Source organism: Arcanobacterium sp. (ex Cirak et al. 2026) (genome assembly GCF_053585065.1).
The window spans coordinates 174,512-198,600 of the sequence record NZ_JBQJCE010000002.1 but is presented as its reverse complement, the minus strand read 5'-3'; the positions used below and the strand labels follow the sequence as shown (position 1 = coordinate 198,600).

The following is a 24,089-nucleotide window of genomic DNA, read 5'->3' as shown; positions in this document are numbered from 1 at the left end:
GGAAACCCACCCACACACTTTTTCGGGAGGAGAAAATGATGGAAGTCAACTGGGAGAAGTTGAGGGAGCTCGCTGTTTCCGCATCGAAACACGCATACGCTCCGTATTCGGGGTACCCCGTCGGAGTTGCAGGAGTGACAACTGACGGCCGGTACTACTCGGGATGCAATGTTGAGAACGCGTCGACAGGCCTGGGCTTATGTGCTGAGTGCGGAATGGTGTCGGCGATGACTCTTGACGGTGGCGGACAATTAGCCGCAGTTTTGTGTGTCAATGGAAATGAAGATGTCATCGGTCCCTGTGGACGTTGCCGTCAACTCATTCGCGAACACGGAGCTGACGGTTGTCTGATCGAGATGGGAGAAGGACCTGTCACGATTGAGGATCTCTTGCCCTACGGTTTTGGTCCCAAAGATCTTGCTGAAGTCAAAGGCGCGATCAATATTTTGTAGCGCAACTACGCGTAAAGCTGCTCGGAAACTCGCCTGAGGGGCTCGAGCCGAGCATAGAAATGAAGGAGAAGGAATGGCTGAAAAGTTTGACATGGTGGATGTGATCCGCGCTAAGCGTGAACACAATAAGCTCACCAAAGAAGAAATCGATTGGACAATTGACGCATACACGCGTGGTGTTGTGGGCGATGAGCAGATGGCTGCAATGGCTATGGCAATCTTCCTTAACGGTATGGATCGCGAAGAAATTGCTCAATGGACCAATGCAATGATCAACTCCGGTGAACGAATGGACTTCTCAGGCCTTGGTCGCGTTACCGCAGATAAACACTCGACTGGAGGCGTGGGCGATAAAATTACGTTACCTCTTGCACCTTTGGTTGCTGCATTCGGGGTGGCAGTTCCGCAGCTGTCTGGCCGTGGTTTGGGACACACGGGTGGTACTCTCGACAAACTTGAAGCAATTCCAGGTTGGCGTGCAGCACTGTCCAACGATGAAATCATGCATATCCTCGGGCTTGAAGGCCCTGGAGCGGTAATTTGTGCTGCTGGCACTGGTTTAGCTCCAGCGGACAAGAAGCTGTATGCCTTGCGTGATATTACGGCTACCGTGGACTGTATCCCGTTGATTGCATCATCGATTATGTCGAAGAAGATTGCTGAGGGCACTCACTCTCTCGTTTTGGATGTCAAAGTCGGCTCCGGAGCATTCATGAAGGACATCGATAAGGCTCGTGAACTCGCTCGTACCATGGTTGATCTTGGCGCCGACGCCGGCGTTGAGACCGTCGCACTCTTGACCGACATGTCAACCCCGCTCGGATTGAAGATCGGAAACTCGCTCGAAGTTGAAGAATCTGTTGATGTGCTCGCAGGTGGCGGACCAGCCGATGTCCGTGAGCTGACCATCGCCCTGGCACGAGAGATGCTGAATGCTGCTGGTAAGCCGGATGCTGACATCGAAGCCGCTCTTGACGATGGCCGTGCGATGGACGTATGGCGCAAGATGATCGAGGCTCAAGGTGGCGATCTTGACGGCGCGATGCCTGTTGCCAAGGAATCGATGGACATCTACGCCGAGGAAGATGGCGTTTTGTCCAAGCTTGATGCGCTGTCAGTTGGAGTTGCCTCCTGGCGTCTGGGAGCTGGTCGCGCTTTCGCGGGTGAGAAGGTTCAACTTGCTGCAGGTATTGAACTGTTTGCCAAGCCGGGAGATCAAGTGAAGAAGGGCGATAAGCTCATGACACTCTTCACGGATGAGCCTGACCGTTTTGAGCGCGCTCTGCAATCGCTTGAGGGCGGAATCGAGATTGGCGGCACTATCGCCAATCACTCAGTCGTTCTTGACAGGGTTGCAGCTCAGTGATCAACATCGGGTCATTCGTGTCGGCGCTCTCGCGTCCAGTCACCACAGCAGTGAGTTTTATGAAGCCGCAGGATCTGGATGCGCAGGCGCTGGCCGCGATGGAAACCTACGCGGCCTATGGCGAACCGCTTGAGGCTGGTGGGCATACACTTGCCCAGTCGACCGAGACAACCTGTGGAGCTATGGCGCTGATGGTTGCTCGGGCATACTTACGAGCAGATCTGCGCGAACAACTTGAGGAACACCCCGGCTTCGCCAGTGAGATCGAAGATGAGTTGTACCATCAGCTGCGGCAGAATGCTTTCGCAGGACGGTGGGAGTGGCCAAAGAAGTTTGGCACGCCTCCGTGGACTTTAGCTCGTGAACTGAGTCGTTTAGGTAAAGTCACATACTTTTCGACGGCGGTGGACGACTCCTCTGCACGCGGATGGGCCATTCTTCAGTGGGTTGCTCATGCGACGACAGTGGGGCTTCCTGTACCGCTTTATACCGGCGGTGATATTGATCAGGGCGTCGGGGCGATTTTGCCTCGACACGTTGTCCTGGCTATTCCCGGGAATCCGTTCACTGCGGATAACATTCCTCAATTGTCAATCTACGATCCGGCCTCGGGACTGGTACATGAAGTGCCACTGCATCTCCTGGTCGATCGAACAACACCTGCTCCGTTCCTGGGCAATTGGTCGCGCATTGTGTGGGCAGTTCTCCCAGACAAGATGAGCAATTAAACTGGTAAGAAACCTATCCAAAGGAGAAAAATGGAACGCAGCGAACTCGCAAAGTACGTTGACCACACGATCCTCACGCCGGAAGCCACCACGGCTGACGTGCTTAAGCTGATCGAAGATGCGAAGGAACTTGGCACCTACTCGGTGTGTATTTCGCCTTCGATGCTTCCGCTTCCGGAAGAAGCTGATCTCGATGATGTGAAGCTCTGTGTGGTTGTTGGATTCCCATCGGGTGCGGTGGCTCCGGAAATCAAGGCAATGGAAGCAGCTCGTGCAGTTGCTGCCGGTGCAGATGAAGTCGATATGGTAGTCAATCTTGGCAATGTCAAGGAAGGCGACTGGGATGCAGTCGAGTACGACATCGCCGTTGTGCGTGATGCAATCCCATACGCAGTACTCAAGGTCATCATTGAGTCGGCTGCGCTGACCGATGAGGAAATTGTGAATGTGTGTGAGGCTGCGAAGGCTGTCGGTGCGGACTTCGTCAAGACCTCCACTGGCTTCCACAAGGCCGGTGGCGCATCAGTTCACGCTGTTGAGCTGATGAAGAAGACCGTTGGCGATGAACTCGAGGTGAAGGCCTCGGGCGGAATCCACGATGGAAAGTTTGCGCTCGAGCTCATCGAAGCAGGCGCAACTCGCCTCGGACTGTCGGGTACCCAAAAGGTTCTCGACACCATGTGATGATGAGGACAACTCATCTAGCTGGTGTTTAGCCAACTGGGGGGGGAGCGTTGCTCACCCCCCCCAGTTCCTTTATTGCGTGATGAAAAGGTTTTGGGGGTGCTCTGGAATTCCAGAGCACCCCCAAAACCTGAGCAGTGTGATCAGTCGAGCTTGGTCATGGCCTCAACATCGGACTTGAACACGTTCATTCGCTGAGCGGCCTCAGCACGAGCAGAAGCAAGATCGCTGTCGACGGGGACAATGACTTCCAAGTAGCACTTGAGCTTCGGCTCGGTGCCCGACGGGCGTACCATGACGCGAGAGTTGTTCTCGGTCAAGATACGTAATGCATCGGTTCCAGGAAGCTCATCGGTGCCTTGTGAAAGATCTTCGATGGAGCGCACTGGGGAACCGCCGAGTTGAGTTGGTGGTTCCTTGCGTAACTTCGCCATGGTTGCCGGAATAATTGAGAGATCAGAAACACGGATCGTGACCGGGGTAGTGAGATAGACGCCGTAGATCGTGTGGATTCGGTCAAGCTCGTCAGCCAGATCTTTTCCTTGAGACTTGAGCGTCGCTGCCAGGTTTGCCAGTGTGACACCAGCAGACAGACCATCCTTGTCACGTACGTGGTTCGGATCAACACAGAAACCGATCGCTTCTTCGTAGCCGAAGGTGATCTTGGGGGTGCGCGCGATCCACTTGAAACCAGTGAGAGTCGACTGGTAGTGGAGACCGTGTTTCTCAGCAATCTTGCCGAGCAACTGTGAGGACACGATTGATGAAGCCAGTGCGACGTCTTTGCCTTCATCGCGAGTAGCAATGTACTCACCGAGCAGTGAGCCAATTTCATCGCCTGAAAGCTGATGCCATTCGCCGTTAACTTTCGTTGCCACAGAAGCACGATCAGCATCTGGATCAGAGGCGATGACGAGGTCAGCATTATTCTTCTTTGCTAAAGCAATGGCAAGATCCAATGCCCCCTTTTCCTCTGGGTTTGGAAAGGACACAGTGGGGAAATCAGGATCCGGTTGTGCCTGTTCGGGAACCATCTCGTAGTCCGTGAAACCAGCACCATCGAGGACTCGCTTCATAATTTCTCCGCCCACGCCGTGCATTGGGGTGTAAACGATGCGGAGATCACGTGGTCCATCTGACGGGACAACAGAAATTGCTTGGGCAACGTAGGCATCAATGACATCTTCGCTGATGGTTTCCCAACCGCTATCAGCGAGTTCGATTTCATCGGCTCGGGGAGCGGCGGCGATCTCAGCGGCGATGCCAGCGTCGATCGGTGGCACGATCTGAACGCCACGGCCGTCTTCTTCAACTGCACGAGCCCCAACGTATACCTTGTAACCGTTGTCTTGTGCAGGATTGTGTGATGCTGTAACCATCACACCGGCGTCGGCGCCGAGATGACGCACAGCAAAAGCCAAAAGCGGGGTTGGTAGGTGGCGCGGCATGATCATTGCGCGCGAACCCATGGCAGTGACGATTGCTGCGGTGTCAGCCGCAAACTCGTCGGAGTGGTAGCGCGCGTCAAAACCGATCACAACCAGCGCATCCTTGCCCACAGTTTTGTGGAGCCAGGATGTCAGACCGTAGGCAGCGCGCCGCACAACTGCACGGTTCATACGATTCGGGCCGGCAGCCATTGCGCCACGCAAGCCTGCTGTGCCAAATTGCAACGATCCCGCAAAGCGATCGGTCAATTCAGCCTGTGCCGCTTCATCGCCGCCTTCCGCTTTTGCCAGCAAGGCAGTGAGCTCGGCTTGAGTCTCTTCCGACGGATCGTGGTTGATCCAGTCTTGAACTGTTTCTACGTTGTACATTATTCCTACTTTCCCTCGATTGCCTCGATGATGTCTGCCAAGAGGCGTGAGATGCGCGGCCCCGCATTGCGCCCCGCTTCGAGGACTTCTTCATGGTTAAGGTTGCCAGGAGCGAACCCGGCAGCGTGGTTGGTGACGAGCGAGATCCCCAGGATCTCCATTCCTGCTTCACGAGCAGCGATCGCCTCGAGTGCAGTGGACATTCCGACGAGGTCGCCTCCGAGGGCGCGAGCCATCTTCACTTCTGCAGGTGTCTCGTAGTGAGGCCCAGGGAACTGGGTGTAGACACCTTCGGGCAGTGAAGAATCGATGGTATGCGCGATATTGCGCAGACGCTGTGAATACAAATCCGTCAGATCAACGAAATTCGCGCCTTCAATGGGGGAAGTTGCGGTGAGGTTGAGATGATCCTTAATGAGTACCGCGGTGCCTGGCCCCCACTCCGGCACGGTCGATCCACATCCGTTGGTGAGGATACAGATTTTCGCGCCAGCTGCAGCAGCTGTTCGTACACCATGCGCTACAGCCGCCACGCCTTTACCTTCGTAGTAGTGTGTGCGGGCGCCGAGAACGAGCGCATGGTGTCCATCTTTGAGCCGAATCGAGGTGATTTTTCCTCCATGACCGACAACAGAGGGAGCGGAGAATCCCGGAATTTCTTGAGCATCAATTTCTGCAACAACCTCTCCAATGAGGTCTGCTGCGCCGCCCCAGCCGGATCCGAGTGTCAGCGCGATATCGTGCTGTTCAACTTCGGTCCGTTTTGCGATGACGGCTGCGGCCTGAGCCGCGAGTTCCAAAGCGTTAACCATACACATAATACTAACCCTCATTCCGCGTAAAAGCACGATTCTGAGCGATTTCTATAGCGCAAAAGTGGAGATATTGTCTGCGTTGTGGCTGCGCGGATGTGTACCGATAGTTTGCGGGTGTATCCACCGATGGGCGCGGCACGGACTCTCGTCTCTTCGCAAAAGGATAGCCGTGAACTCATGGCATAAACACGCCTATTCAGTTCGATCGTCAATGATATTTATCTGCTGTTTTCCCATAGCGACTAGCATAGTGCTCATGACTTTTGACAATTACCAGCGTGGATCGCTGACACTGCGCGGCGAAATGATTCCAGATACCACTGCCGATGCGCGTCTTTTGGCTAACAGTTCCGACCCTGATTTCATTCATTCCGATACGTGGCGGGTGTTACGTATCCAATCAGAGTTCGTTGAAGGCTTTGGTGCGTTAGCTGAGGTTGGGCCTGCAGTATCTGTTTTCGGGTCAGCACGTACCGACGTCGATAGTCCGTACTATGCAGTTGCGCGTGAAGTCGGCAAAAGTCTTGCGTTAGAAGGCTTTGCTGTCATCACTGGCGGCGGACCGGGCGCAATGGAAGCCGCGAATGCTGGAGCAAAGGAAGCTGGCGGTGTATCGGTTGGTTTGGGAATTGAGCTCCCCTTTGAACAAGGTCTGAATGAGTACGTTGACCTGGGGATAAACTTCCGATATTTTTTCGTGCGAAAGATGATGTTTGTGAAATATTCGCTCGGTTTTGTCGTGTGCCCAGGCGGATTTGGCACGATGGACGAATTGTTTGAAGCATTGACATTGGTTCAGACCCGTAAAGCAACACAGTTTCCGATTGTGCTGGTCGGCAAAGAATACTGGAGTGGCCTGTTTGATTGGGTGAAAAACACGATGCTTGCGCAGGGTCTCATTAACGCTGAGGATCTTGAGCGCGTCACTATTGTTGATACGGCGAAGGAAGCAGTCTTTGCGATTAAGCGCGGTGTCCATGACTTGGCTGAGGCTAAGCGTGCGTCTGTCTGAGTATAAACGCCGCAGAACGCCACTCAAGACAGCTAATATAGAAATGCGAGGGAAGGAGATCACATGGCGGCAATGAAACCGCGAACCGGTGATGGGCCACTGGAAGTAGAAAAGAATCCCCACGGCTATATTCTCCGTCTTCCACTCGAGGGTGGCGGTAGAATGGCACTTCAAATGACGGCTGAGGAGTTGGAAGAACTTCGTCAGGTTATCGTTGAAGGTCTTGCAGAATAAAGAGACTGGGACGCTTTTGTCCCAGTCTCTTTATTCTATCGACGACGTCGGCGGTCAGTCGGCAACGTGATACCGTTGCCCTCAGTATCCCGACGCTGGTGTCTCAGATGTCTGCAGATGACGCCCGGTTACTTTTTAACGGCGATGATAAGGCCATCTCCAACAGGGACAAGAGAAGTGATAAGCTCCTCCGATTCGAGAAGGTCAGCACCGAGATTGCGCAATGCAACGGTACGTTCGTCACGTCGTGCCGGATCGGCAACGCGATCGGCATATAGTGCACGCGCAACAACAAGGAACCCGCCTGGACGGAGCATACGGATAGCTTCGTTCACGTCTCCTTCAGCTTCGAGGGGCTCGCCATCGACGACGACCATGTCGTAAGAACGATCAGCAAGGCGGGGGAGAAGATCTGCGGATCTACCGTTGATCACACGATAACGCGGAGAAGCAAAACGCGCAGCCGCGAAAAATTCGCGTGCGCGTGATTGAGCCTCAGTGTCAGTGTCGATTGTCGTGAGCTTGGAGTGAGAAGATGCTTCCAGCAGGAATAGACCAGAAACGCCAGCGCCAGTGCCGATTTCAGCGATTGTTTTTGTATGCGAGGCCAGAGTTCGCAAGAGCGCGCCAGTGGCTGGGCTGATCGGTTCGATTCCAAGCTCTTCGGATACGCCACGTGCACGTTTGACGATTTCGCTCTGATAAGCATTTTCCTCAGCGTATGCCCATGACGCAGTCTTATTCGGCATTGATCCTCCCGGTTAGATATCACCATGCTACATGGCACGCGCGGGGAACGCTGTTTGATCTGCGTTCCCCGCGCGAAATACATGGGTTATAGTGGCGAAACTCCCAGTTGTACACCTGCAAGGCTACGAGTGCGTTGCGCGAGAGTTGATGCAGCTGCGCGAAGTTCGCGCTGAGCAGCTGATTCTCCAGCAGCACCAGCATAAGGAACGCCCGCATCGCCACCTTCGCGCACTTCCTGCTCCAGAGGTACTTGAGCGAGGAGAGGAACGTCGTATCCGAGAACATCCTTGAGACGCTTTGCCACCGCCTCACCTCCGCCGGATCCAAAGATTTCCATCCGAGTTCCGCCCATATCCAAGTAGGACATATTTTCGATCACGCCAACCACACGTTGCTTGGTCTGGGCAGCCATGATTCCCGAACGCTCGGCAACCTCCGCGGCTGCCACTTGGGGAGTAGTCACCAGGACGATCTGTGCGTTGGGAATCAACTGAGCGAGCGAAAGCGCGATATCTCCGGTTCCCGGAGGAAGGTCAATCAACAGGACATCGAGATCCCCCCAGTACACGTCCGCGAGGAACTGCTCTAATGCCCGATGGAGCATCGGCCCACGCCAGACGATTGGCTGATTTTCCTCAATGAACATCCCGATCGACATCACCTTGATGTCGCCCGAAACCGGAGGAATGATCATTTTGTTCACCATTGTCGGCTTAGTATCAACACCAAGCATCTGCGGCACTGAGAAGCCGTAAATATCGGCGTCCATGACGCCAACCTTCAAACCTTGCGCTGCCATCGCTGAGGCAAGGTTCACGGTGACGGTCGACTTGCCCACGCCGCCCTTGCCAGAAGTAATTGCGTATACGCGGGTGAGGTTTCCAGGCTCGCTGAAAGGGATACGTGGTGCTGGGTTACCGCCGCGAAGTTCGGTCTTGAGAGCTTCACGTTCTTCCTCGGTCATCACTCCCATCACGACTTTGACGTTTGTGATGCCCTCCAACGCTCCGACAGCTCGCTCAATGTCTGCAGTGAGCGTATCGCGCAATGGGCAGCCAGCGACGGTGAGCTTGATGCCGATTGTGGCAGAACCTGCGTCGTCGATGTCCACGCTTGACACCATGTTCAATTCGGTAATGGGACGCCTGATCTCAGGGTCGTTTACTGTGGCCAGTGCTTGGGTAATAGTCTCTACGCTGGGAATACTCATAACCTGCATTCTACTTAGTGACGGATTGAAGGTGGATGTGGAATTACTCGCCGAGTCTGGCACGCAAGGCAGCAATCTCACGATCCTTTTCTTCAATGAGAGATCGAAGTTCCTCGCGGTCGTCGCGCACCGGATCGATCATGTCCATGGTTTCTTCGAGTTGATCGCGAATCTCGCTACGGACAAAGTCACGAGTAGCCAGCTCATTGACTGCCAGTCGGAGTGATGCGATCTCACGTGTGAGGAACTCGGTGTCTTGAAGATTACGCTCGGCAGTTTGACGATCGTTTTCTGCAACCACGCGATCTCGGTCATCCTGACGATTCTGCGCAAGAAGGATTAGCGGAGCTGCATATGATGCCTGAAGTGACAGCATCAACGTCAACGCGGTGAAACCGAGATCCGCTGAATCGAATTGAAGAGAATCTGGCGCATAAGTGTTCCATGAGAGCCAGATAACGACAAATATCGTCAGATAGATCAAAAACTTCGGTGTGCCGGAGAACCGCGCGATGCGTTCAGCCCACACCCCCGCAAAATCTGGATCGGGGCGGAAGAAAGCAAATCGCCGAGGTCGGCTTTCCATTGGTTCGTCAAAGCGCTTCATTCACTCACCTCCGAATGGTCAGAATCGTAATTGTGTTGCTCGTCAACCGCAGCGTCGAGCACCTCCTCGTCTTCTTCTCGCCAGTCATTCGGCAGGAGGTGGTCGAGGACGTCGTCGACAGAAACAGCGCCGAGCAGGGAATCGTTATCCACTACTGGTAACGCGGTTAAGTTGTAGGTTGCCAGCAGACGGGTCACGGTACCGATGCCGTCTTCAGGCGCGAGGGATTCGATGTCGGTATCAATGATTGCGCCAATCATCTGGCTTGGGCGTTCGCGTAGCGCACGTTGCAGATGGACAACGCCAATGAAACGCCCGGTGGGAGTTTCCGATGGAGGTCGGCACACAAAAATGGTGGTGGACAAGGCAGGAGGGATATCAGGCCGACGAGCCTGCGCAAGCGCCATCGCCACCGGCGCATCGGGAGTGAGAATGATGGGGTCGGTTGTCATGAGACCACCAGCAGTTCGCTCACCATAGGACATGAGACGTCGCACGTCAGCGGCGTCGTCAGGCTCCATGCGTTCGAGGAGAACCTCGGCTTGCGCATCAGGCAACTCCGATACGAGATCAGCAGCGTCGTCGGGCTGCATGATTTCCAAAACGTCCGCAGCACGATCGACTTCCAAGCCAGAGACGATCGAGACGCGGTCGTCATCGCCGAGTTCTTCGAGGACGTCAGCGAGGCGTTCGTCAGAAAGTTCGTTTGCGACTGCCAGGACGCGATCAGAAGGAAGATCGCGTAGGACGTCAGCGACGTCCGGTGGCTTGAGATCGTCGATTTGTGCCAGAATCTGGCTCGCGCCCTGATTTTCCACTTTGGTGGCAAGGCCGGAAACTTCACGAACCGATACGGTTAGGGATGAGCCGGCGTCTTTCGCGCTGCGATCGCGTTTAACATACAGTTGCGACACTTGCCATTCGCGTGTGCGGGTCTGCTCAATTGCGACGTCGACGACGGTGGCTTTGCCTGAGCCGTCGCGGAATGTCACTGGTCGGTCGAAGAGTTCACCTACCACCATTGTTTCTGTGGGACGCTGAGTAAACCTGCGAATATTGACGAGTCCGGTGGTGATCACCTGTCCATCGCGAATCGATGTCACTCGGGTAAGTGGCAGGAAAACGCGGCGCTTGCCTGCCACATCCACGACGAGACCGATGGCGAGAGGCGTGCCACGCAATCGGAAGACCACCACTACGTCGGCGACGCGGCCAACTCGATCCCCGATGGGATCAAAGACATCAGTTCCGGACAACCGGCCAACGAAAACGCGTCGGGCTTGGCGATCAATCATAAAAAGCTCCTCGGGTGTGAGTTCGTGGGTGTGTGAGCCGGGGTGTTCAGCCCTGGACGTGCTTCATCCACGCTTCGATATCGGCTACAGTGCGCGGAATATTCTCCGAAATACGCTTGCCGCCTTCTTCCGTCATCAACACATCATCTTCGATTCGTACACCGATGCCACGGAAGCGTTCGGGAACCAAAAGATCGTCTTCATGGAAGTACAAACCAGGTTCAATCGTAAAAATCATGCCCGGCTCAAGGAGAGAGTCGGTGTAGAGCTCACGCTTTGCCTGTGCGCAGTCATGGACATCAAGACCCAGGTGGTGCGAGGTGCCGTGAGGCATCCAGCGACGGTGGTACTGACCTTCGGGGGAAAGAGAATTTTCTGCCGTGGAGGGAAGCATTCCCCATTCCTCAAGGTGGCGGGCGATAACAGCCATGGCTGCAGTGTGAATATCCTTGAAACGCACGCCCGGCTTTTTGGTTTCTTCTAGTGCCGCTTCGCAGGCTTCGAGAACAGCTTCGTAGACTTCGCGCTGTGCCTCAGTGAATTTGCCATTGACAGGCAAGGTTCGGGTGATGTCTGCAGTGTAGAGAGAATCGAGTTCTGCTCCGGCGTCGACGAGGATGAGATCACCGTCGCGCACAGGGCCGTCGTTGTCGATCCAGTGCAGGAGGTTTGCGTGGTTCCCTGAGCCGACAATAGTGTCATAGCCCAGGCCGTTTCCTTCGGCGCGTGCGCGGGCAAAGAAGGCGCCCTCGATGATTCGCTCGCCACGCCAGTGGTCACGGGCGCGTGGGAACGAGCGGAGAATGTCTTCGAAGCCAGAAAACGTGACATCAACTGCCTTCTCCATCTCCTGTATTTCCCATGCGTCCTTGATGAAACGAAGAGTAGAAGCGGCTTCTGCAAGTTCGAGGTCTTCTTCGGCACCTGAGGACAGTGAGGCTTGCTCGCGCAGTTCACTGACCATTGATTCGATGGCCGGGTCGGACTGAGGCATCACGCGGATTTGAACCGTACCAAGATCTTTGGAAAGAGCATCGCGAAGATTGTCAGAGTGATCGACTGTCAAACCCGTCAGGTTTGACATCTCCTCGGCGGAGAGACGCGGCCCTACCCAGAACTCACCGTGACGTGAATCGGCGTAGAACTCTTCGGATGAGCGTGAGGCTCGAAAATGGAAAAAGAGGGTTGCTTCGTGAGTTTCTTCATCGCCCGCATGGGCGTCAGGAAGCGGGTTCAGGACAAGTACAGCCCCCGGCTCGTCCTCACCGCCGAGGCCAGTAAGATGAGAGAAAGCCGAATGTGCGCGGAAACGGTAGTCGCAATCGTTGTTGCGAACTTTGTAGTCGCCTGCAGGGATGACGAGGCGTTCACCGATGAACTGGGCGCCGAGCGCACGACGGCGTGCGGGAGTGAAGTCGGCGACGTCCATGCGATCGGGTCCTTCAGGGCGCGGTCCCCAATTCTCGCCAATGAACTCCTTAAATGCCGAGGAGTTCGGGCGTTGAGTACGCGAATGTGCGCGTTTTTCCATCTCGCTTTGAAGTTTGTCATCAGTCATGCGGTCTATTATTCCACCAATTATCTATTCGCGGGCTACGCTGTGACCATGATTGATCTGCATACTCACTCAACGTGTTCAGATGGGACGCTGACGCCGGGTGAACTTGCTCGTGCGGCGGCCCATGCGGGTCTGACGTGGTGGGGTATCACAGACCACGATACGACCGAGGGATGGGACGAGGCTTACGCGTCAGCGTCGGCGCAGGGGATCGGCTGTGTCCGTGGCGCTGAATTTACCACACGATTTGATGATGTCGACGTGCATCTTCTGGGGTATCTGTTCGACGACACATCACACGCGCTCGCGGCTCACTTTTCCTCTCAGCACACTGCTCGCGAAAACCGTGCGAGAGAAATCACGCGACGACTTTCGGCAGACTTTCCCATCACGTGGGAACAGGTCAATGTGTGTCGTTCTGAGGGTGCTCCGATCGGACGTCCGCATATTGCTGATGCGCTTGTGGCAGCAGGAATTGTGGAGAACCGATCAGCTGCTTTTGATGATTTGTTGTCCACGAAATCGCCCTATTACGTGCCGCAACAGGCACCCTCCACCACCGACGTCGTGAGGTGGATTAACGATGCCGGTGGGAAAGCTGTTCTGGCGCATCCTCTGGCAACGAAACGGGGGAAAAGTCTGACTTGGGAGAACATTGAAACAATTTTGAGAGCGGGGGTCTTCGGTGTCGAAGTTTGGCATCGTGAAAATCCACCTTCTCGGCGTGGCAAGTTGGAGGCGCTTGCAGGTAGTCTTGGCAAGGCATGCTTCGGTTCGTCCGATTACCACGGAAGTGGCAAGCCGAACCAGCTCGGGGAATTCACTACCTGTGAGCAAGTATTTCACTCTCTCATCGAGGGAACGTTTTTGGAGGTTTAATGCTCGATACGACGGTTTTCTTTTCCGCATTCGCCACGATGCTTGTCATCACAGACCCGATGGGCAACCTCCCTATTTTTATGTCGCTGACTTCGCGTATGAGCGAGAAAGATCGTCGTAAAACGGCCATTACGTGTAATTCGATTGCCGCTATTATTTTGCTGCTGTTCGGCTTCTTCGGTGTAAATCTCTTCGCTTGGATGCATATTTCGACGCAGGCTCTTCAGATTTCCGGTGGTCTTTTGCTTCTCATTGTTGCCCTGCAGCTTCTGACAGGAAAAGAGGATGATCCCGGCCGTGAAGGCGGTTCGCTCTCTGTCGCTGCCGTGCCGCTGGGAACACCGCTTCTTGCAGGGCCAGGTGGCATCGTGGCTTTCATGATTCTTATCCGTGATCAACAGGGCAATGTGTGGGGACAGCTCGCAGCGACCTTAGGTCTGCTGACCGTTCTGTTTGGCTCTTTCATCACGATGTTCTTCGCGACGCCGATTATGCGTGTGCTGGGAAATGCAGGAATCGCTTTGCTCACCAAGCTCTCGGGTATGTTACTTGCAGCGATCGCCATGCAACTTATTATTGCTGGCACCACTGAGGTATTCAAAGGCATTCTGGCGGGATAAGGCGGGATAGCCCGGAACGAGAATTGTGGCCCAAGGAGATTCCTCCTAGGGCCACAATGTTTTACTCTGCACTAGTGACGCGCCGACGGCGACGGCGGCGTTTCTTTCCGCTTCGTTGGCGTGGTGCGGATTTTGCTCGCTTGCCAGTTTCTCCAAGATCTTCAATCTTTTCGGCATCGAGCCCCGCACGAGTACGCTGAGCCTTGGGAAGGCGTCCTGTGATATCGGCGGGAATATCGAGGTCAGCGTAGAGATGATCTGAAGTGTGATACGTTTCCACTGGCTCGGGGAAACCCAGACCAAGTTGGTTGTTGATCACTGACCAACGTGGCACATCATCCCAATCAACGAAAGTCACTGCGCACCCCGAATGTCCGGCGCGACCTGTGCGTCCGATGCGATGAAGATAGGTCTTTTCATCCTCAGGGCATTGGTAGTTAATCACGTGGGTGACGTTGTCGACGTCGATTCCACGGGCAGCGACGTCGGTTGCGACAAGGACGTCGATTTTTCCGTTGCGAAATGCGCGCAATGCTTGCTCGCGGGCTCCTTGCCCCAAGTCCCCGTGCAGAGCACCAGCGGCGAAGCCGCGTTCAGCGAGTTCATCGGAAACGCGTGCTGCTGTGCGCTTCGTACGTGTGAAGATAATGGCCAGTTCGCGGCTTCGGGCCTGCAAAATACGCGAGACAACTTCGATCTTGTTCAATGCATGGCAACGGTAAATGACTTGCTTCACGCTTTGAACAGTGGTCGTTTCATCGTGTGGATCTTGGGCGCGAATGTGCGTCGGGTGCGTCATATAGCGGCGAGCCATATGGATGACTGCGCCCGGCATTGTGGCAGAAAAGAGCATGGTGTGACGGTTTGCCGGTGTGGCCGCCAGAATTTTCTCAACGTCCTCAAGGAAGCCCAGGTCAAGCATTTCGTCAGCTTCATCCAGCACAACTGTCTTGACACCGTTGAGACGAAGTGACTTGTGCTTCATCAGGTCGATTAAGCGTCCGGGAGTGCCCACCACGATTTCTGCACCACGTGCGAGATCCTCGATCTGTGGTTCGTAAGCGCGGCCACCGTAAACTTCAACTACGCGAAGAGTACGGTATTGTGAAGCTGCCCGAAGATCGCCTGCAACCTGCTTGGCAAGTTCGCGCGTCGGCAACACAACGAGACCCTGGGGAAGTCCTGCATATGCGAGGGTTTCCCAGCCGTCCTCGTCAGGACCAATGGCGTTCATCAGCATCGGAAGTCCAAACCCGAGAGTTTTTCCAGTGCCAGTTTTCGCTTGGCCAATGATGTCGCGTTTCCTGAGTGCGACAGGGAGTGTGAGCGCCTGGATCGGGAAGGGATGGGTAATTCCTTTGTCGTTTAAAGCACGAGTAATCGACTCAGAGACACCAAAGTCCGCAAAAGTTTTTGCTTCGAGATTGAGCTCTTCTGCCCCGGCGGTGATGTCAGCCACAGGTTCGTTGTGTTGTGGCACTTGCGCATGGGAAGTATCCACAATTCCAGATTCGGTCATGATGTCCTTTTCGTTGAGCGGGCATAGCCGCGTCGGAGAGCGCGCTACCTCACGGGTGCTGCGCAGGCAGCCGATCGCACACGAAAAATAAAAATGGCTCACACGACCGGTCAACCACGTACTCGCCTATACTACGCGAAAAAGGCACCTCGTGATGTGAGGTGCCTTTTTCAGCGCTATCGTTTCTGAGCCAGCGACGAAACACTCCGAAGCATCAAAGTGCGCTCATCAGAAACCAAATCCGACCTTGCGTTCAGGAACATCCTTGATCTGGACGTAACCGATTGAGCTTGACGGAACAATTACGCGAGTACCGTCCGTATCTGTGAGTTCGAGAGCAGGTCCTGTAAACGATTCCTTGACAGCGTTGGCAATCTCATCAGCGCTTTTATCGACGTCAACAAGAATTTCGCCCTGGGCGTCTTTGACACCAATAGTGACTTTCATGTTTCTCCTTTGTTCGCCGTTATTGTAGCGAGGAACTGCGGGTGGTTGTCTGGTTCGCGCAGCGGGTTTTCCTCCGAGCGAAGTGAGCGGCCAGTGCCTGATGACAGCGATGGGTGCCCCGATGTCGGCTCTTTGGTGGATCGTGAGTGTCTGATCATGGTGGCCGACGAGGTGTTGATGATTTTGTTCCTTCGAGTCCCATGTATCCGCCTTGTTCTGTGATCCGTAGTGTGACATAGCTGTGTCATGGCGAGGAATATCGAGAAGGTTTAAAAGTGATCGCCATTTTTTGTCATACCCCTCGATAGAGTTGACCTATGGACAACGACATCACTTTTGATCAATCACAGTGTGCGGCGCTCACGGCGATGAAGCCGCACAGCGCGGTGAGCGTGATTGGCATGGTTGGAAGCGGGAAAACGTCCCTTCTGATCGAGAAAGTTGCGCAGATTCTCCACGACGATCCTTCGGCCTGTATCGCGGTGCTCTCGCCTGATCGACGTGCTGCAACACAGTTACGTAACGCCATCACCTCACGCGTGGGTGTAGCCGGAGAAAATCTCACAGTGAAGTCGGTGTCTGCTTTCGCCTTTGAGATCGTGTCAACATTCGCCCAGGCAGTTGGTCGCAGTGAACCGCAACTGATTTCTGGCCCCGATCAGGATGTCTATCTCAAAGCAATTTTTGATTCTCCGCGGCCTAAGTTAGACAAACTTCTTGCCCAAGCAGGAATTGATACGAGTGTTGGAATTACCCAACTTCCGGCATTTCGTGCAGAGTTTCGAGACCTCATCACTCGCGCAAGTGAACTTGGGCTCAGTAGTGACGAACTTGCTGATATCGGTGTGACGTATGGAGAGCCTATCTGGGAGGTTGGCGCAGAGGTCATGCGCATTTATGACAGAGCATTGGCACTTGAAGCGTCCTCCGTGCCAGGCGCTCCAGATCGTGCAGATCATGCCCGAATCGTTGCGCAAGCAAGTGCACATCTGGCTCGCTGGGAAGAGGACGTCATGGGGGCGGGCTCCAACATCGGGGGGGCAAAACCGACGTGGGAGTGGGTTTTTGTTGACGATCTCTCTGACGCGACGGCTGCTGTGCTCAAGTTGCTTCGGGTGCTCCAGGCAGACGGTGCCTCAATTGTGACATTCTCGAATCCTGACGCAGCTGTGCAGAGCTACCGCGGAGGTGTGGCACATTTCGGTGCCCTTGTGGAGCGTCCGGTGAGCGAGGGCGGATGCTCAGCTACACGATATGTTCTCGATTGCGGATACCGATCGGGAGGAGCCCTCGGCACCGCGTTACAACAAAGTGCTCAAGCAATCCATGTGGGAAGTACTGCACTCCAACGGCAAGCGCAGTTATGCGGCCCACACAGTGAGATCGAATCGCAATTTTTTGCTAACTCGGACGAAGAAATCCGCTACATCGGGGCATGGCTTCGCAATGCCCATGTCAATGACGGAGTGAACTACTCCAATATGGCAATTATTACTCGCTCACGTTCAATGCACAGTTCATGGAGAAGTGCGCTTGTCCGTATGGGGATCCCTGTTGCGCCGTTGATCTCTGGGCTTCCACTTCGCCAGCAGAGTGCAGTGAGCGCATTGCTCGAACTGGTACGAATCGCGATCTGCGATCCTGGCGATATTGATGCCCGTACGGTGGCGAGGTTTTTGGGTGGAAAGCTGATTGGGATTGATCCGTTACGGTTGTTGTCTTTGAGGAAGGAACTTCACGGGTGGGAACTCAAAGCCGCTTCGAATGACGCTGTCCGTTCCGATGATGAGCTACTCCATTCGTTGCTTGATGACAGGGCGCATGATCCCATTTCTCACGTTGAAGAATTTCGCCGTGCTAGGGCGATTGTGCTTCGGGTGCGTCGTGCATATCGTCGTCGGGCCAATGCGGAAGAAGTGCTATGGGAAGCGTGGGAGAGCACAGGCGTTGCTCAAAAATGGCAGGAAATCGCTATATCTGACCATCCACATTCAGATACGGCGAACGCTGATCTCGACGCAGTGATGCAATTGTTCCGAGTGGCGCAAAGACTGACCGATCGCAACCCGCTCGCTGCCTCAATTGAATCGCTTCTTGATGTGATTGAAAGCCAAGATTTGCCTGAAGATTCCATCGCGCGAAGTGCGAATGGCACAGGCGAAGTGACGATTGCGACGCCGTCGGCTTTGATTGGGCGTTCATTCGATCGTGTTGTGATTGCCGGACTTAATGATTCGTCATGGCCGAATACACGCACGCGGCATCCGCTGACAAAGGTTGAAGACCTTGTGTCCGTTGTTGTCGGACAGATGTTGGGCAGTGAACCGATGAAACAGACTGTGTCTGACGTTTTTGACGACGAATTCCGTTTGTTTCATTTTTCCCTTGGGCGTGCTCGCCAGAAGGTGCTCTTCACCGCGCTTTCCTCAGATGAGGACATTCCATCGCGTCTCTTTGACATTCTCGGTATCGAGAAACCGAGTGACGATACTGTGCTAATGCTGGGTGAGTACCGCCCTCATAGTGCGGATAACTTTGTTGGACATATGCGCAGAGTACTCGAATTACCCGATCCGATATTGGTCGGTGGCGCTCAAACTGTTCTGGCTCAGCTGAATGATGCGGGGATTACGAGTGCTGATCCACATTCATGGGTGGACACGTATGCATATTCTGGAGAAAACCAGACAAGCCAAATATCTGTCTCACCATCGATCGTGGAAGCTGCACTCGAATGCCCATTGAAAGCATTTTTTAACGGTGCAGGAGCTCGTGACCAGCAGGACACGGTGAAGGCTGATATTGGTACACTCATTCATGAACTGGCTGAGGAATTCCCACTAGGGGGAGCAGACAGTATCCGTTCGAGTTTTCGACAGCGCTGGAATGAACTTTCACTTCCAGATGACGTGCACTCTCAACGGTTGAAAAGCCAAGCAGAATATAAAGTCGAGCTGCTCATCAGCTATCTCAATGCTTCACGTGAGCGTCTTGATGGCCGCCCGGTGAAAGTTGAGACCACAGCTCGAGGTTACCTTGACGGGATCAGGGTTTCAGCAAAGATTGACCGTTTGGAAAACGAAGGTGGAAGAAATTGGAGTGTTGTCGATTTTAAGACCGGCGATTTTCTTCCCGCCGTTGCCTTGGCACAAACTAATCCTCAGATGCTCATTTACCAATGGTTAGTGAACACTGGTGCTGTTGAGGGTGAATCCGACGCTCATTCACTGGGTGCTCACTTGATCCGAATGTCGAAGTTGACAAAATCATTCCGCGATGACGAACAACTCGAAATCGGGCCGAGCGGAATGAGCCTTGCTGAAAAGATGATCCGCACAACAGCAGAGCTCCTTGCAGGCCCTGATATTGAAGCACGCACCTGTGACGCCTGCGCGAAATGCCAATATTTCTCCGTATGCCCGGCTCAGGGCGGAAAGCGAGTTTTCGAATGACAGTAACCTACTCAGATTTTGTTTCGCTTTTTGACTACCCGCCGACACCTGAGCAAGAAAAAGTCATTTTGAGTGATGAGGCAGCGATCATCGTTGTTGCAGGAGCAGGAAGCGGTAAAACTGCCACAATGTCACAGCGTATCGCCTGGCATGTGGCAGCGGGGAATGTTAAAGCAGACGAAGTACTCGGTCTAACCTTCACCCGCAAAGCAGCAGGCGAACTTGCAACCCGTGTCATGAGCCAGTTGAACAAGGTTAAAGCACGATTTGGAAGAGACGCAACGGATGCGACAGACAGTGGAGACATTGCAGATGATGTCCATAACTCCATCGCGCGTCCGACCATTTTGACCTACAACTCCTTTGCTTCACAGATTGCCTCCTCCTATGCCATGTTGATTGGCGAAGATCCGCGTTCGCGACTCATCCAGGAGGCAGAGCGATGGCAGATCATGGAAAAAATTGTCAATGATTCGATGAATGAAGTGATGCGCGAGGCTGATTTTGATCCTGCGGCAAACGGTTCACCTCTCGATCTCCGCGCTGTCTCAAGTATTGTTTCTGATTCCCTCGCCCTCTCTTCTGCTCTTATCGATAATGGTGTCAGTCCTGAAGAGTTACGCACCCAACTTCAAAGGGAGCTTGCGTATGCCAACGAACTGCGTGAAGTACAACGTGTACCACCCAAGACGTTTACTTCTGTCGATGGTTCAACGGATCTGGTGAAAAAAGCATGGACGGAATTGAAAGCTCTGGGAGAAAAGTTCGAGTATCGTCTCAGCTTGATTATGTTCGTGGAAAAGTATTTCGACTACAAGAAAGCACATTCTGTTGCCGAGTTTGCTGACCAAGTTGCGTGGGCAAGTGCGATCCTCGAAACGAACGCGCGTGTTCGTGACGAACTCAAGAAGCGCTACAAACTCATTATCCTGGATGAGTACCAAGACACATCTGTCAGTCAGGCTCGTTTTTTGAATCTCGCATTTGGTGGTGACGGTGGCTCGCAGTGGCGATCGATTTGTGCCGTTGGAGATCCAAACCAGGCAATTTATTCATGGCGAGGAGCCTCGGCGAATGCGTTGTCAGATTTCACTCGAGATTTTGCTGTCTCGCCATCGGCACGCCTGACTCTCTCAACAGCGTTCCGCAACGGACGAAAGATTCTTGATGTGGCAAACCTTCTCACCCACGCACATCGGGGCAAGTTGGATTATGGCGAAAGGCTGAGGGTGAAGGAACTGTTTTCGCCTACCTCAGCGCGGGACGGCGAAGTGGAATGGGTTCACGCACCGTTGCGCGAAGATTCTGCCCGCCAGCTGGTCGAAAAAATTCGCGACGCTATGAAGAATATTGACGCGCGCCGCATTGAGACGACATCGCCGTTGGCAACTGCTGCTATTTTGTGTCGAAAACGCAAATACATCCCGACGATGGTTGCGGCTTTGGAGGAAGCGGGAGTTGCCTACGAAGTCGTGGGTGGACAGTCGCTAATGGAACGAAAAGAGGTGGGTTTGGTTCGCGCTCTTCTGGCACTGACGGTGAACCCGCAGCGGAATTCGTCGCTTGTTCCACTGATGAATTTTTTTGCGATTGGCGTGTGGGATGTGCGTGAACTCGGACGGATCACTCGGAACAGTGACACAGGCTCATTTGTCGAAACACTCGCTTGGTTGAACGAGAACCCGAATGAAATGACGTTGAGTGACGAGGGGCGTACCCGTTTACTCCGTCTGGCAAAAATTTTGGAACAGATGCGACAGGCGCGCCTCGATAGCGTTCCTCAAGCTGTTCATACTGCAATCGATCTTCTCGATCTTGAGATGTATGCCGGTGCGATGCGCAGATCAAATCGGACGATGTCGGCTCTTGGCTCTTTTGTGACTTTGGCACATCAGTATGCCACAAGTGTGCAGAGCCCGACGTTGGCAGGATTTGTTGAGTGGATTGACCTCGTTGAGGAGAAAGAAAACCAAGCGGAAGATTCGTCTTCGGCGGAGATGCCTCTCATAGATGAGGACATCGAGCCAGAAAGTGGAGTCGTCCAGGTTCTGACTGTTCATGCATCGAAGGGGCTTGAATGGGACGTCGTCGGCGTTCCGGAAGTGAATCATCGAGAATTTGATACTGAAAAACACTCCTATCAGGTATGGCAAACAACGGCGTCTCTATTACCTTATCCATTGCGTCAAGATCGTGAATATCTGCCGGATTTTGAGTTTTCTGGGCGTTTTCAGCCAGGTGAGTTTGCCAGCGCTGCTACGCGCTATCGCGCTGATAAAGACCCGCAGTCACGACAGAAGTTAACCTCACTACTTGCGAACATTGCCACAGATTATGCCCGTTACCGTTACGAGGATATTCCTGAACATGCTGCTAGTGAAGAACGTCGTCTCGCTTACGTCGCTTTCACTCGTCCCAAAGAGGCGTTGATCCTCGCAAGTTATGATTTCGCAGATCTCCAAAGTGCGAAGAAATTCGCCGATAGAATCCACAAAAAAGGAGAATTTATTCCTTCAGATCGGGGGCAATTCTTAGCTGATATTGAGAAATTATTGCCCCTTCATGGACGTGAGTATGTCATCTCACGGGACGAAAATAAGTTTACCCGATGGGCAAAGGACGTTGATTTGGCATCAGTACGAATCAACGAACCGGTACTTGTTTGTACGCAGCAACAGCCCAAATGGCCACTTGATGTGAACCGATCACTCGATTGCATAACCACCTATCCGCACGGTTCTCTTCAGTTAACGGATGAGGAACGCGAATCGATAATCTCCACCTGGAAGAACATCGCAGCAGGATTTATCCCCGACCCTCTCGAAGGCCAACATGCTCAAAAGCCGCACTATACTGCCTCAGATGTGGTGTCTGCAGCGTCGAATGCCGAGCACTTTTGGCGCAATCTTGCTCGCCCAATTCCATTGAAACCGTCACGGGCATCTCGTGTTGGTACTGAAGTCCATGCGGAAATTGCCCACTATTTTCAAGCATCCGCAACTTTGGATCTCGATGCGGTGTGGGAGCAAGAAGTAGACGACATCAATGATGAACGAGTGGAGATTTTAGTCAGTCGGTTCCACGATTCACCTTATTCAGATATTGCACCACTAGCTATCGAGCAACCATGCGAAATGCGTGTTGGAGATACCACTGTGCGGTGTGTAATCGATGCTGTGCTTGATACCTCGACGATGAGCGGATACTCGCCAGTGACGATTATTGATTGGAAAACAGGACATCGTCCCAATCCGGATGTCCTGGAAGCACGTGTGCTACAACTACAGCTCTACCGGTTGGTCTGGTCGAAGGTGCACAATATTCCCCTCGACCAGATTGGGTCAGCGTTCTACTATCTTGGAGAAGAAGATGAGCTCACTCGGGAGTTCCAGCCACAGCAGTGGGATGAAGACAGAATCATTGAGCAGGTATCGGCGGTTCTTCGTCAAATCCATCAGTGATGTCATCCGAGGACGAAAGGTGTGGCTGGACATAGGTTGCAGGAAGAACGTCTTCGGAAACAGTTGAGAAACTGGCGTCGTCAACATCCTCAAACTGACCGCCGGCGTCGCGAGATACTGGTTCTTCTTTCCATGTTGGCCCAGTGGCAAGCTCGGGGTCGTTTGCAATGTCACTCGCCAAGTCCGCGAGCATCGTTTTTGCATTGTCGATAACATCTGGATCTTGGGTGCGTACGCCGAATCCGAGCCAGCGTGCGAGTGCGATTTCGGACAGGAGGATCGTGCGAGTCATAAATGCGGAGTCAGATTCGAGTCCGTTCCCATAGGATTCGATGGTAGCTGCGAATTCGTCGTCGTCGAGAATCGTCACGAGTGAAGCGAAGTCTTCAGCGGGATCACCCACGTGTGAGTCGCCGAATCCGACAACGGTGGTGACGGAACCGTTCGACCAAAAGAAGTTTTCTCCTGCGACGTCTCCGTGGACAAAGACAGTGCGGAAATTCCACAGAGAATCACATGAAATCGCGCTTTCCCAACGTCGCATTAGCGCGGGAGGCAGGGGTGAACTTTCGTTAATGTCTGCGAGTTCTGCGCGTAGCCGAGCTCGCAGAAGCTGGGAGTCGTACACAGGCAAACCGGAGCGAGTTGCGACGTCGATCGGCAAGTTATGGATAGCACTGAGAGTACGACCGAGTTCGTGGCTTGCACGTTCACCGAGGCTCTCGAAGGGACGTGACTTACCTATGGGCGACGGGAAGACCAGCGCACGTCCAGTTTTCACCTTTGCAAAACCCGCAGGCCGCAGAATATCGAAGGGAAGATTGCCTTCACTGACTTCTTTGCCCAGAGCCTTTGCAACCGAAACCTCTGCCTCAAGTGTTGTGGCAGCGTGAGTGTGCAGCGGAACTTTCACTACCCAATTGCGCCCTTGAGCATCGATGACACCGCCGAATTGAAAATCTGGTGTGCGTCGGTAGGGGGCACGTGTGCCAACAGCTTCGAGTCCGTCGATGGCGCATACAGCAAGGGCAGCAAGATGTAGAGGAGACGTCTTCACACCCTTCAACCTATCGGTTTCAGCAATCTTGCGCAGGTGTACACGCGGTAAAAACGCCGATTTTAGCCGTTTCTGAGTTTCTGGGCGCAGGCCCTTACCACACTGAGGTCGAGCTACTGGGGAGTT

General features: G+C 53.8%; 21 protein-coding genes. 11 read left to right on the top strand and 10 right to left on the bottom strand.

Going from position 1 to position 24,089, the window contains the following annotated elements; all coding sequences use genetic code 11:
- The first annotated feature begins 35 nt into the window (after window positions 1-35).
- The 4 genes from ACTOVJ_RS02115 to deoC all read left to right on the top strand — a co-directional run bounded on the left by ACTOVJ_RS02115 (window position 36) and on the right by deoC (window position 3,230).
- Window positions 36-452, top strand: a complete 417-nt coding sequence (locus ACTOVJ_RS02115) for a cytidine deaminase (protein WP_449501170.1) — start codon at window positions 36-38, stop codon at window positions 450-452.
- A gap of 73 nt (window positions 453-525) precedes the next feature.
- Window positions 526-1,818: a thymidine phosphorylase gene (locus tag ACTOVJ_RS02110; protein ID WP_449501169.1), complete on the top strand. Its 1,293-nt coding sequence runs from the start codon at window positions 526-528 to the stop codon at window positions 1,816-1,818.
- Window positions 1,815-2,546, top strand: a complete 732-nt coding sequence (locus tag ACTOVJ_RS02105; protein ID WP_449501168.1) for a hypothetical protein — start codon at window positions 1,815-1,817, stop codon at window positions 2,544-2,546. The genes ACTOVJ_RS02110 and ACTOVJ_RS02105 overlap by 4 nt, the downstream gene beginning before the upstream one ends.
- Before the next feature lie 30 nt (window positions 2,547-2,576).
- Window positions 2,577-3,230, top strand: a complete 654-nt coding sequence (gene deoC / locus ACTOVJ_RS02100; protein ID WP_449504613.1) for a deoxyribose-phosphate aldolase — start codon at window positions 2,577-2,579, stop codon at window positions 3,228-3,230.
- 143 nt (window positions 3,231-3,373) lie between these two features.
- Here deoC and ACTOVJ_RS02095 read toward each other — a convergent pair whose 3' ends face one another.
- Window positions 3,374-5,047 (bottom strand): phospho-sugar mutase, encoded by a 1,674-nt coding sequence (locus ACTOVJ_RS02095; RefSeq protein WP_449503892.1) that lies wholly within the window; start codon window positions 5,045-5,047, stop codon window positions 3,374-3,376.
- A gap of 5 nt (window positions 5,048-5,052) precedes the next feature.
- Window positions 5,053-5,859 carry a purine-nucleoside phosphorylase gene (locus ACTOVJ_RS02090; RefSeq protein ID WP_449502628.1) on the bottom strand — a complete coding sequence of 269 codons (807 nt, stop codon included), beginning with the start codon at window positions 5,857-5,859 and terminating at the stop codon, window positions 5,053-5,055.
- Window positions 5,860-6,118: 259 nt separating this feature from the next.
- Here ACTOVJ_RS02090 and ACTOVJ_RS02085 point away from each other — a divergent pair, with 259 nt between their 5' ends.
- Both ACTOVJ_RS02085 and ACTOVJ_RS02080 read left to right on the top strand, forming a co-directional pair.
- The gene (locus tag ACTOVJ_RS02085) at window positions 6,119-6,874 is read left to right on the top strand and encodes an LOG family protein (protein WP_449503893.1); all 756 of its coding nucleotides are present in this window, start codon (window positions 6,119-6,121) and stop codon (window positions 6,872-6,874) included.
- A 63-nt stretch (window positions 6,875-6,937) separates the two neighbouring features.
- Window positions 6,938-7,108: a DUF3117 domain-containing protein gene (locus tag ACTOVJ_RS02080; protein WP_449503894.1), complete on the top strand. Its 171-nt coding sequence runs from the start codon at window positions 6,938-6,940 to the stop codon at window positions 7,106-7,108.
- 128 nt (window positions 7,109-7,236) lie between these two features.
- Here the strand turns inward: ACTOVJ_RS02080 and ACTOVJ_RS02075 are convergent, their stop codons facing one another.
- The 5 genes from ACTOVJ_RS02075 to ACTOVJ_RS02055 form a co-directional block, all read right to left on the bottom strand.
- The gene (locus ACTOVJ_RS02075; protein WP_449501162.1) at window positions 7,237-7,857 is read right to left on the bottom strand and encodes an O-methyltransferase; all 621 of its coding nucleotides are present in this window, start codon (window positions 7,855-7,857) and stop codon (window positions 7,237-7,239) included.
- A gap of 86 nt (window positions 7,858-7,943) precedes the next feature.
- Window positions 7,944-9,068: an Mrp/NBP35 family ATP-binding protein gene (locus tag ACTOVJ_RS02070; RefSeq protein WP_449501161.1), complete on the bottom strand. Its 1,125-nt coding sequence runs from the start codon at window positions 9,066-9,068 to the stop codon at window positions 7,944-7,946.
- Between the two features lie 43 nt (window positions 9,069-9,111).
- Window positions 9,112-9,675, bottom strand: coding sequence for a DUF1003 domain-containing protein (locus tag ACTOVJ_RS02065; protein WP_449501160.1), 564 nt, complete (start codon window positions 9,673-9,675; stop codon window positions 9,112-9,114).
- The gene (locus ACTOVJ_RS02060) at window positions 9,672-10,970 is read right to left on the bottom strand and encodes a magnesium transporter MgtE N-terminal domain-containing protein (protein WP_449501159.1); all 1,299 of its coding nucleotides are present in this window, start codon (window positions 10,968-10,970) and stop codon (window positions 9,672-9,674) included. Before ACTOVJ_RS02060 ends, ACTOVJ_RS02065 begins: the two co-directional genes overlap by 4 nt.
- Window positions 10,971-11,016: 46 nt before the next feature.
- Window positions 11,017-12,528 carry an aminopeptidase P family protein gene (locus tag ACTOVJ_RS02055; RefSeq protein ID WP_449504612.1) on the bottom strand — a complete coding sequence of 504 codons (1,512 nt, stop codon included), beginning with the start codon at window positions 12,526-12,528 and terminating at the stop codon, window positions 11,017-11,019.
- 48 nt (window positions 12,529-12,576) lie between these two features.
- Between ACTOVJ_RS02055 and ACTOVJ_RS02050 the strand changes: the two genes are divergently transcribed.
- Together ACTOVJ_RS02050 and ACTOVJ_RS02045 are read left to right on the top strand one after the other, a co-directional pair.
- Window positions 12,577-13,407, top strand: a complete 831-nt coding sequence (locus ACTOVJ_RS02050) for a PHP domain-containing protein (protein WP_449501157.1) — start codon at window positions 12,577-12,579, stop codon at window positions 13,405-13,407.
- On the top strand, window positions 13,407-14,027 hold the full coding sequence (locus ACTOVJ_RS02045) for a MarC family protein (RefSeq protein WP_449501156.1): 621 nt from the start codon (window positions 13,407-13,409) through the stop codon (window positions 14,025-14,027). Before ACTOVJ_RS02050 ends, ACTOVJ_RS02045 begins: the two co-directional genes overlap by 1 nt.
- Before the next feature lie 61 nt (window positions 14,028-14,088).
- On the opposite strand, the gene ACTOVJ_RS02040 is transcribed toward ACTOVJ_RS02045, so the two are convergent.
- Window positions 14,089-15,546, bottom strand: a complete 1,458-nt coding sequence (locus ACTOVJ_RS02040; protein WP_449503896.1) for a DEAD/DEAH box helicase — start codon at window positions 15,544-15,546, stop codon at window positions 14,089-14,091.
- 228 nt (window positions 15,547-15,774) lie between these two features.
- Window positions 15,775-15,993 (bottom strand): DUF3107 domain-containing protein, encoded by a 219-nt coding sequence (locus ACTOVJ_RS02035; RefSeq protein ID WP_449501154.1) that lies wholly within the window; start codon window positions 15,991-15,993, stop codon window positions 15,775-15,777.
- Window positions 15,994-16,086: 93 nt separating this feature from the next.
- Between ACTOVJ_RS02035 and ACTOVJ_RS02030 the strand changes: the two genes are divergently transcribed.
- The 3 genes from ACTOVJ_RS02030 to ACTOVJ_RS02020 all read left to right on the top strand — a co-directional run bounded on the left by ACTOVJ_RS02030 (window position 16,087) and on the right by ACTOVJ_RS02020 (window position 22,906).
- Window positions 16,087-16,215, top strand: a complete 129-nt coding sequence (locus ACTOVJ_RS02030; protein WP_449502634.1) for a hypothetical protein — start codon at window positions 16,087-16,089, stop codon at window positions 16,213-16,215.
- 95 nt (window positions 16,216-16,310) lie between these two features.
- Window positions 16,311-19,445: a UrvD/REP family ATP-dependent DNA helicase gene (locus tag ACTOVJ_RS02025; protein WP_449503897.1), complete on the top strand. Its 3,135-nt coding sequence runs from the start codon at window positions 16,311-16,313 to the stop codon at window positions 19,443-19,445.
- Entirely contained in the window at window positions 19,442-22,906 is a 3,465-nt protein-coding gene (locus ACTOVJ_RS02020; RefSeq protein ID WP_449504611.1) for an ATP-dependent helicase, read from the top strand. Before ACTOVJ_RS02025 ends, ACTOVJ_RS02020 begins: the two co-directional genes overlap by 4 nt.
- On the opposite strand, the gene ACTOVJ_RS02015 is transcribed toward ACTOVJ_RS02020, so the two are convergent.
- Window positions 22,863-23,963, bottom strand: a complete 1,101-nt coding sequence (locus ACTOVJ_RS02015) for a phosphotransferase (RefSeq protein WP_449503899.1) — start codon at window positions 23,961-23,963, stop codon at window positions 22,863-22,865. The two genes, ACTOVJ_RS02020 and ACTOVJ_RS02015, sit on opposite strands and share 44 nt — an antisense overlap.
- Window positions 23,964-24,089 lie beyond the last annotated feature (126 nt).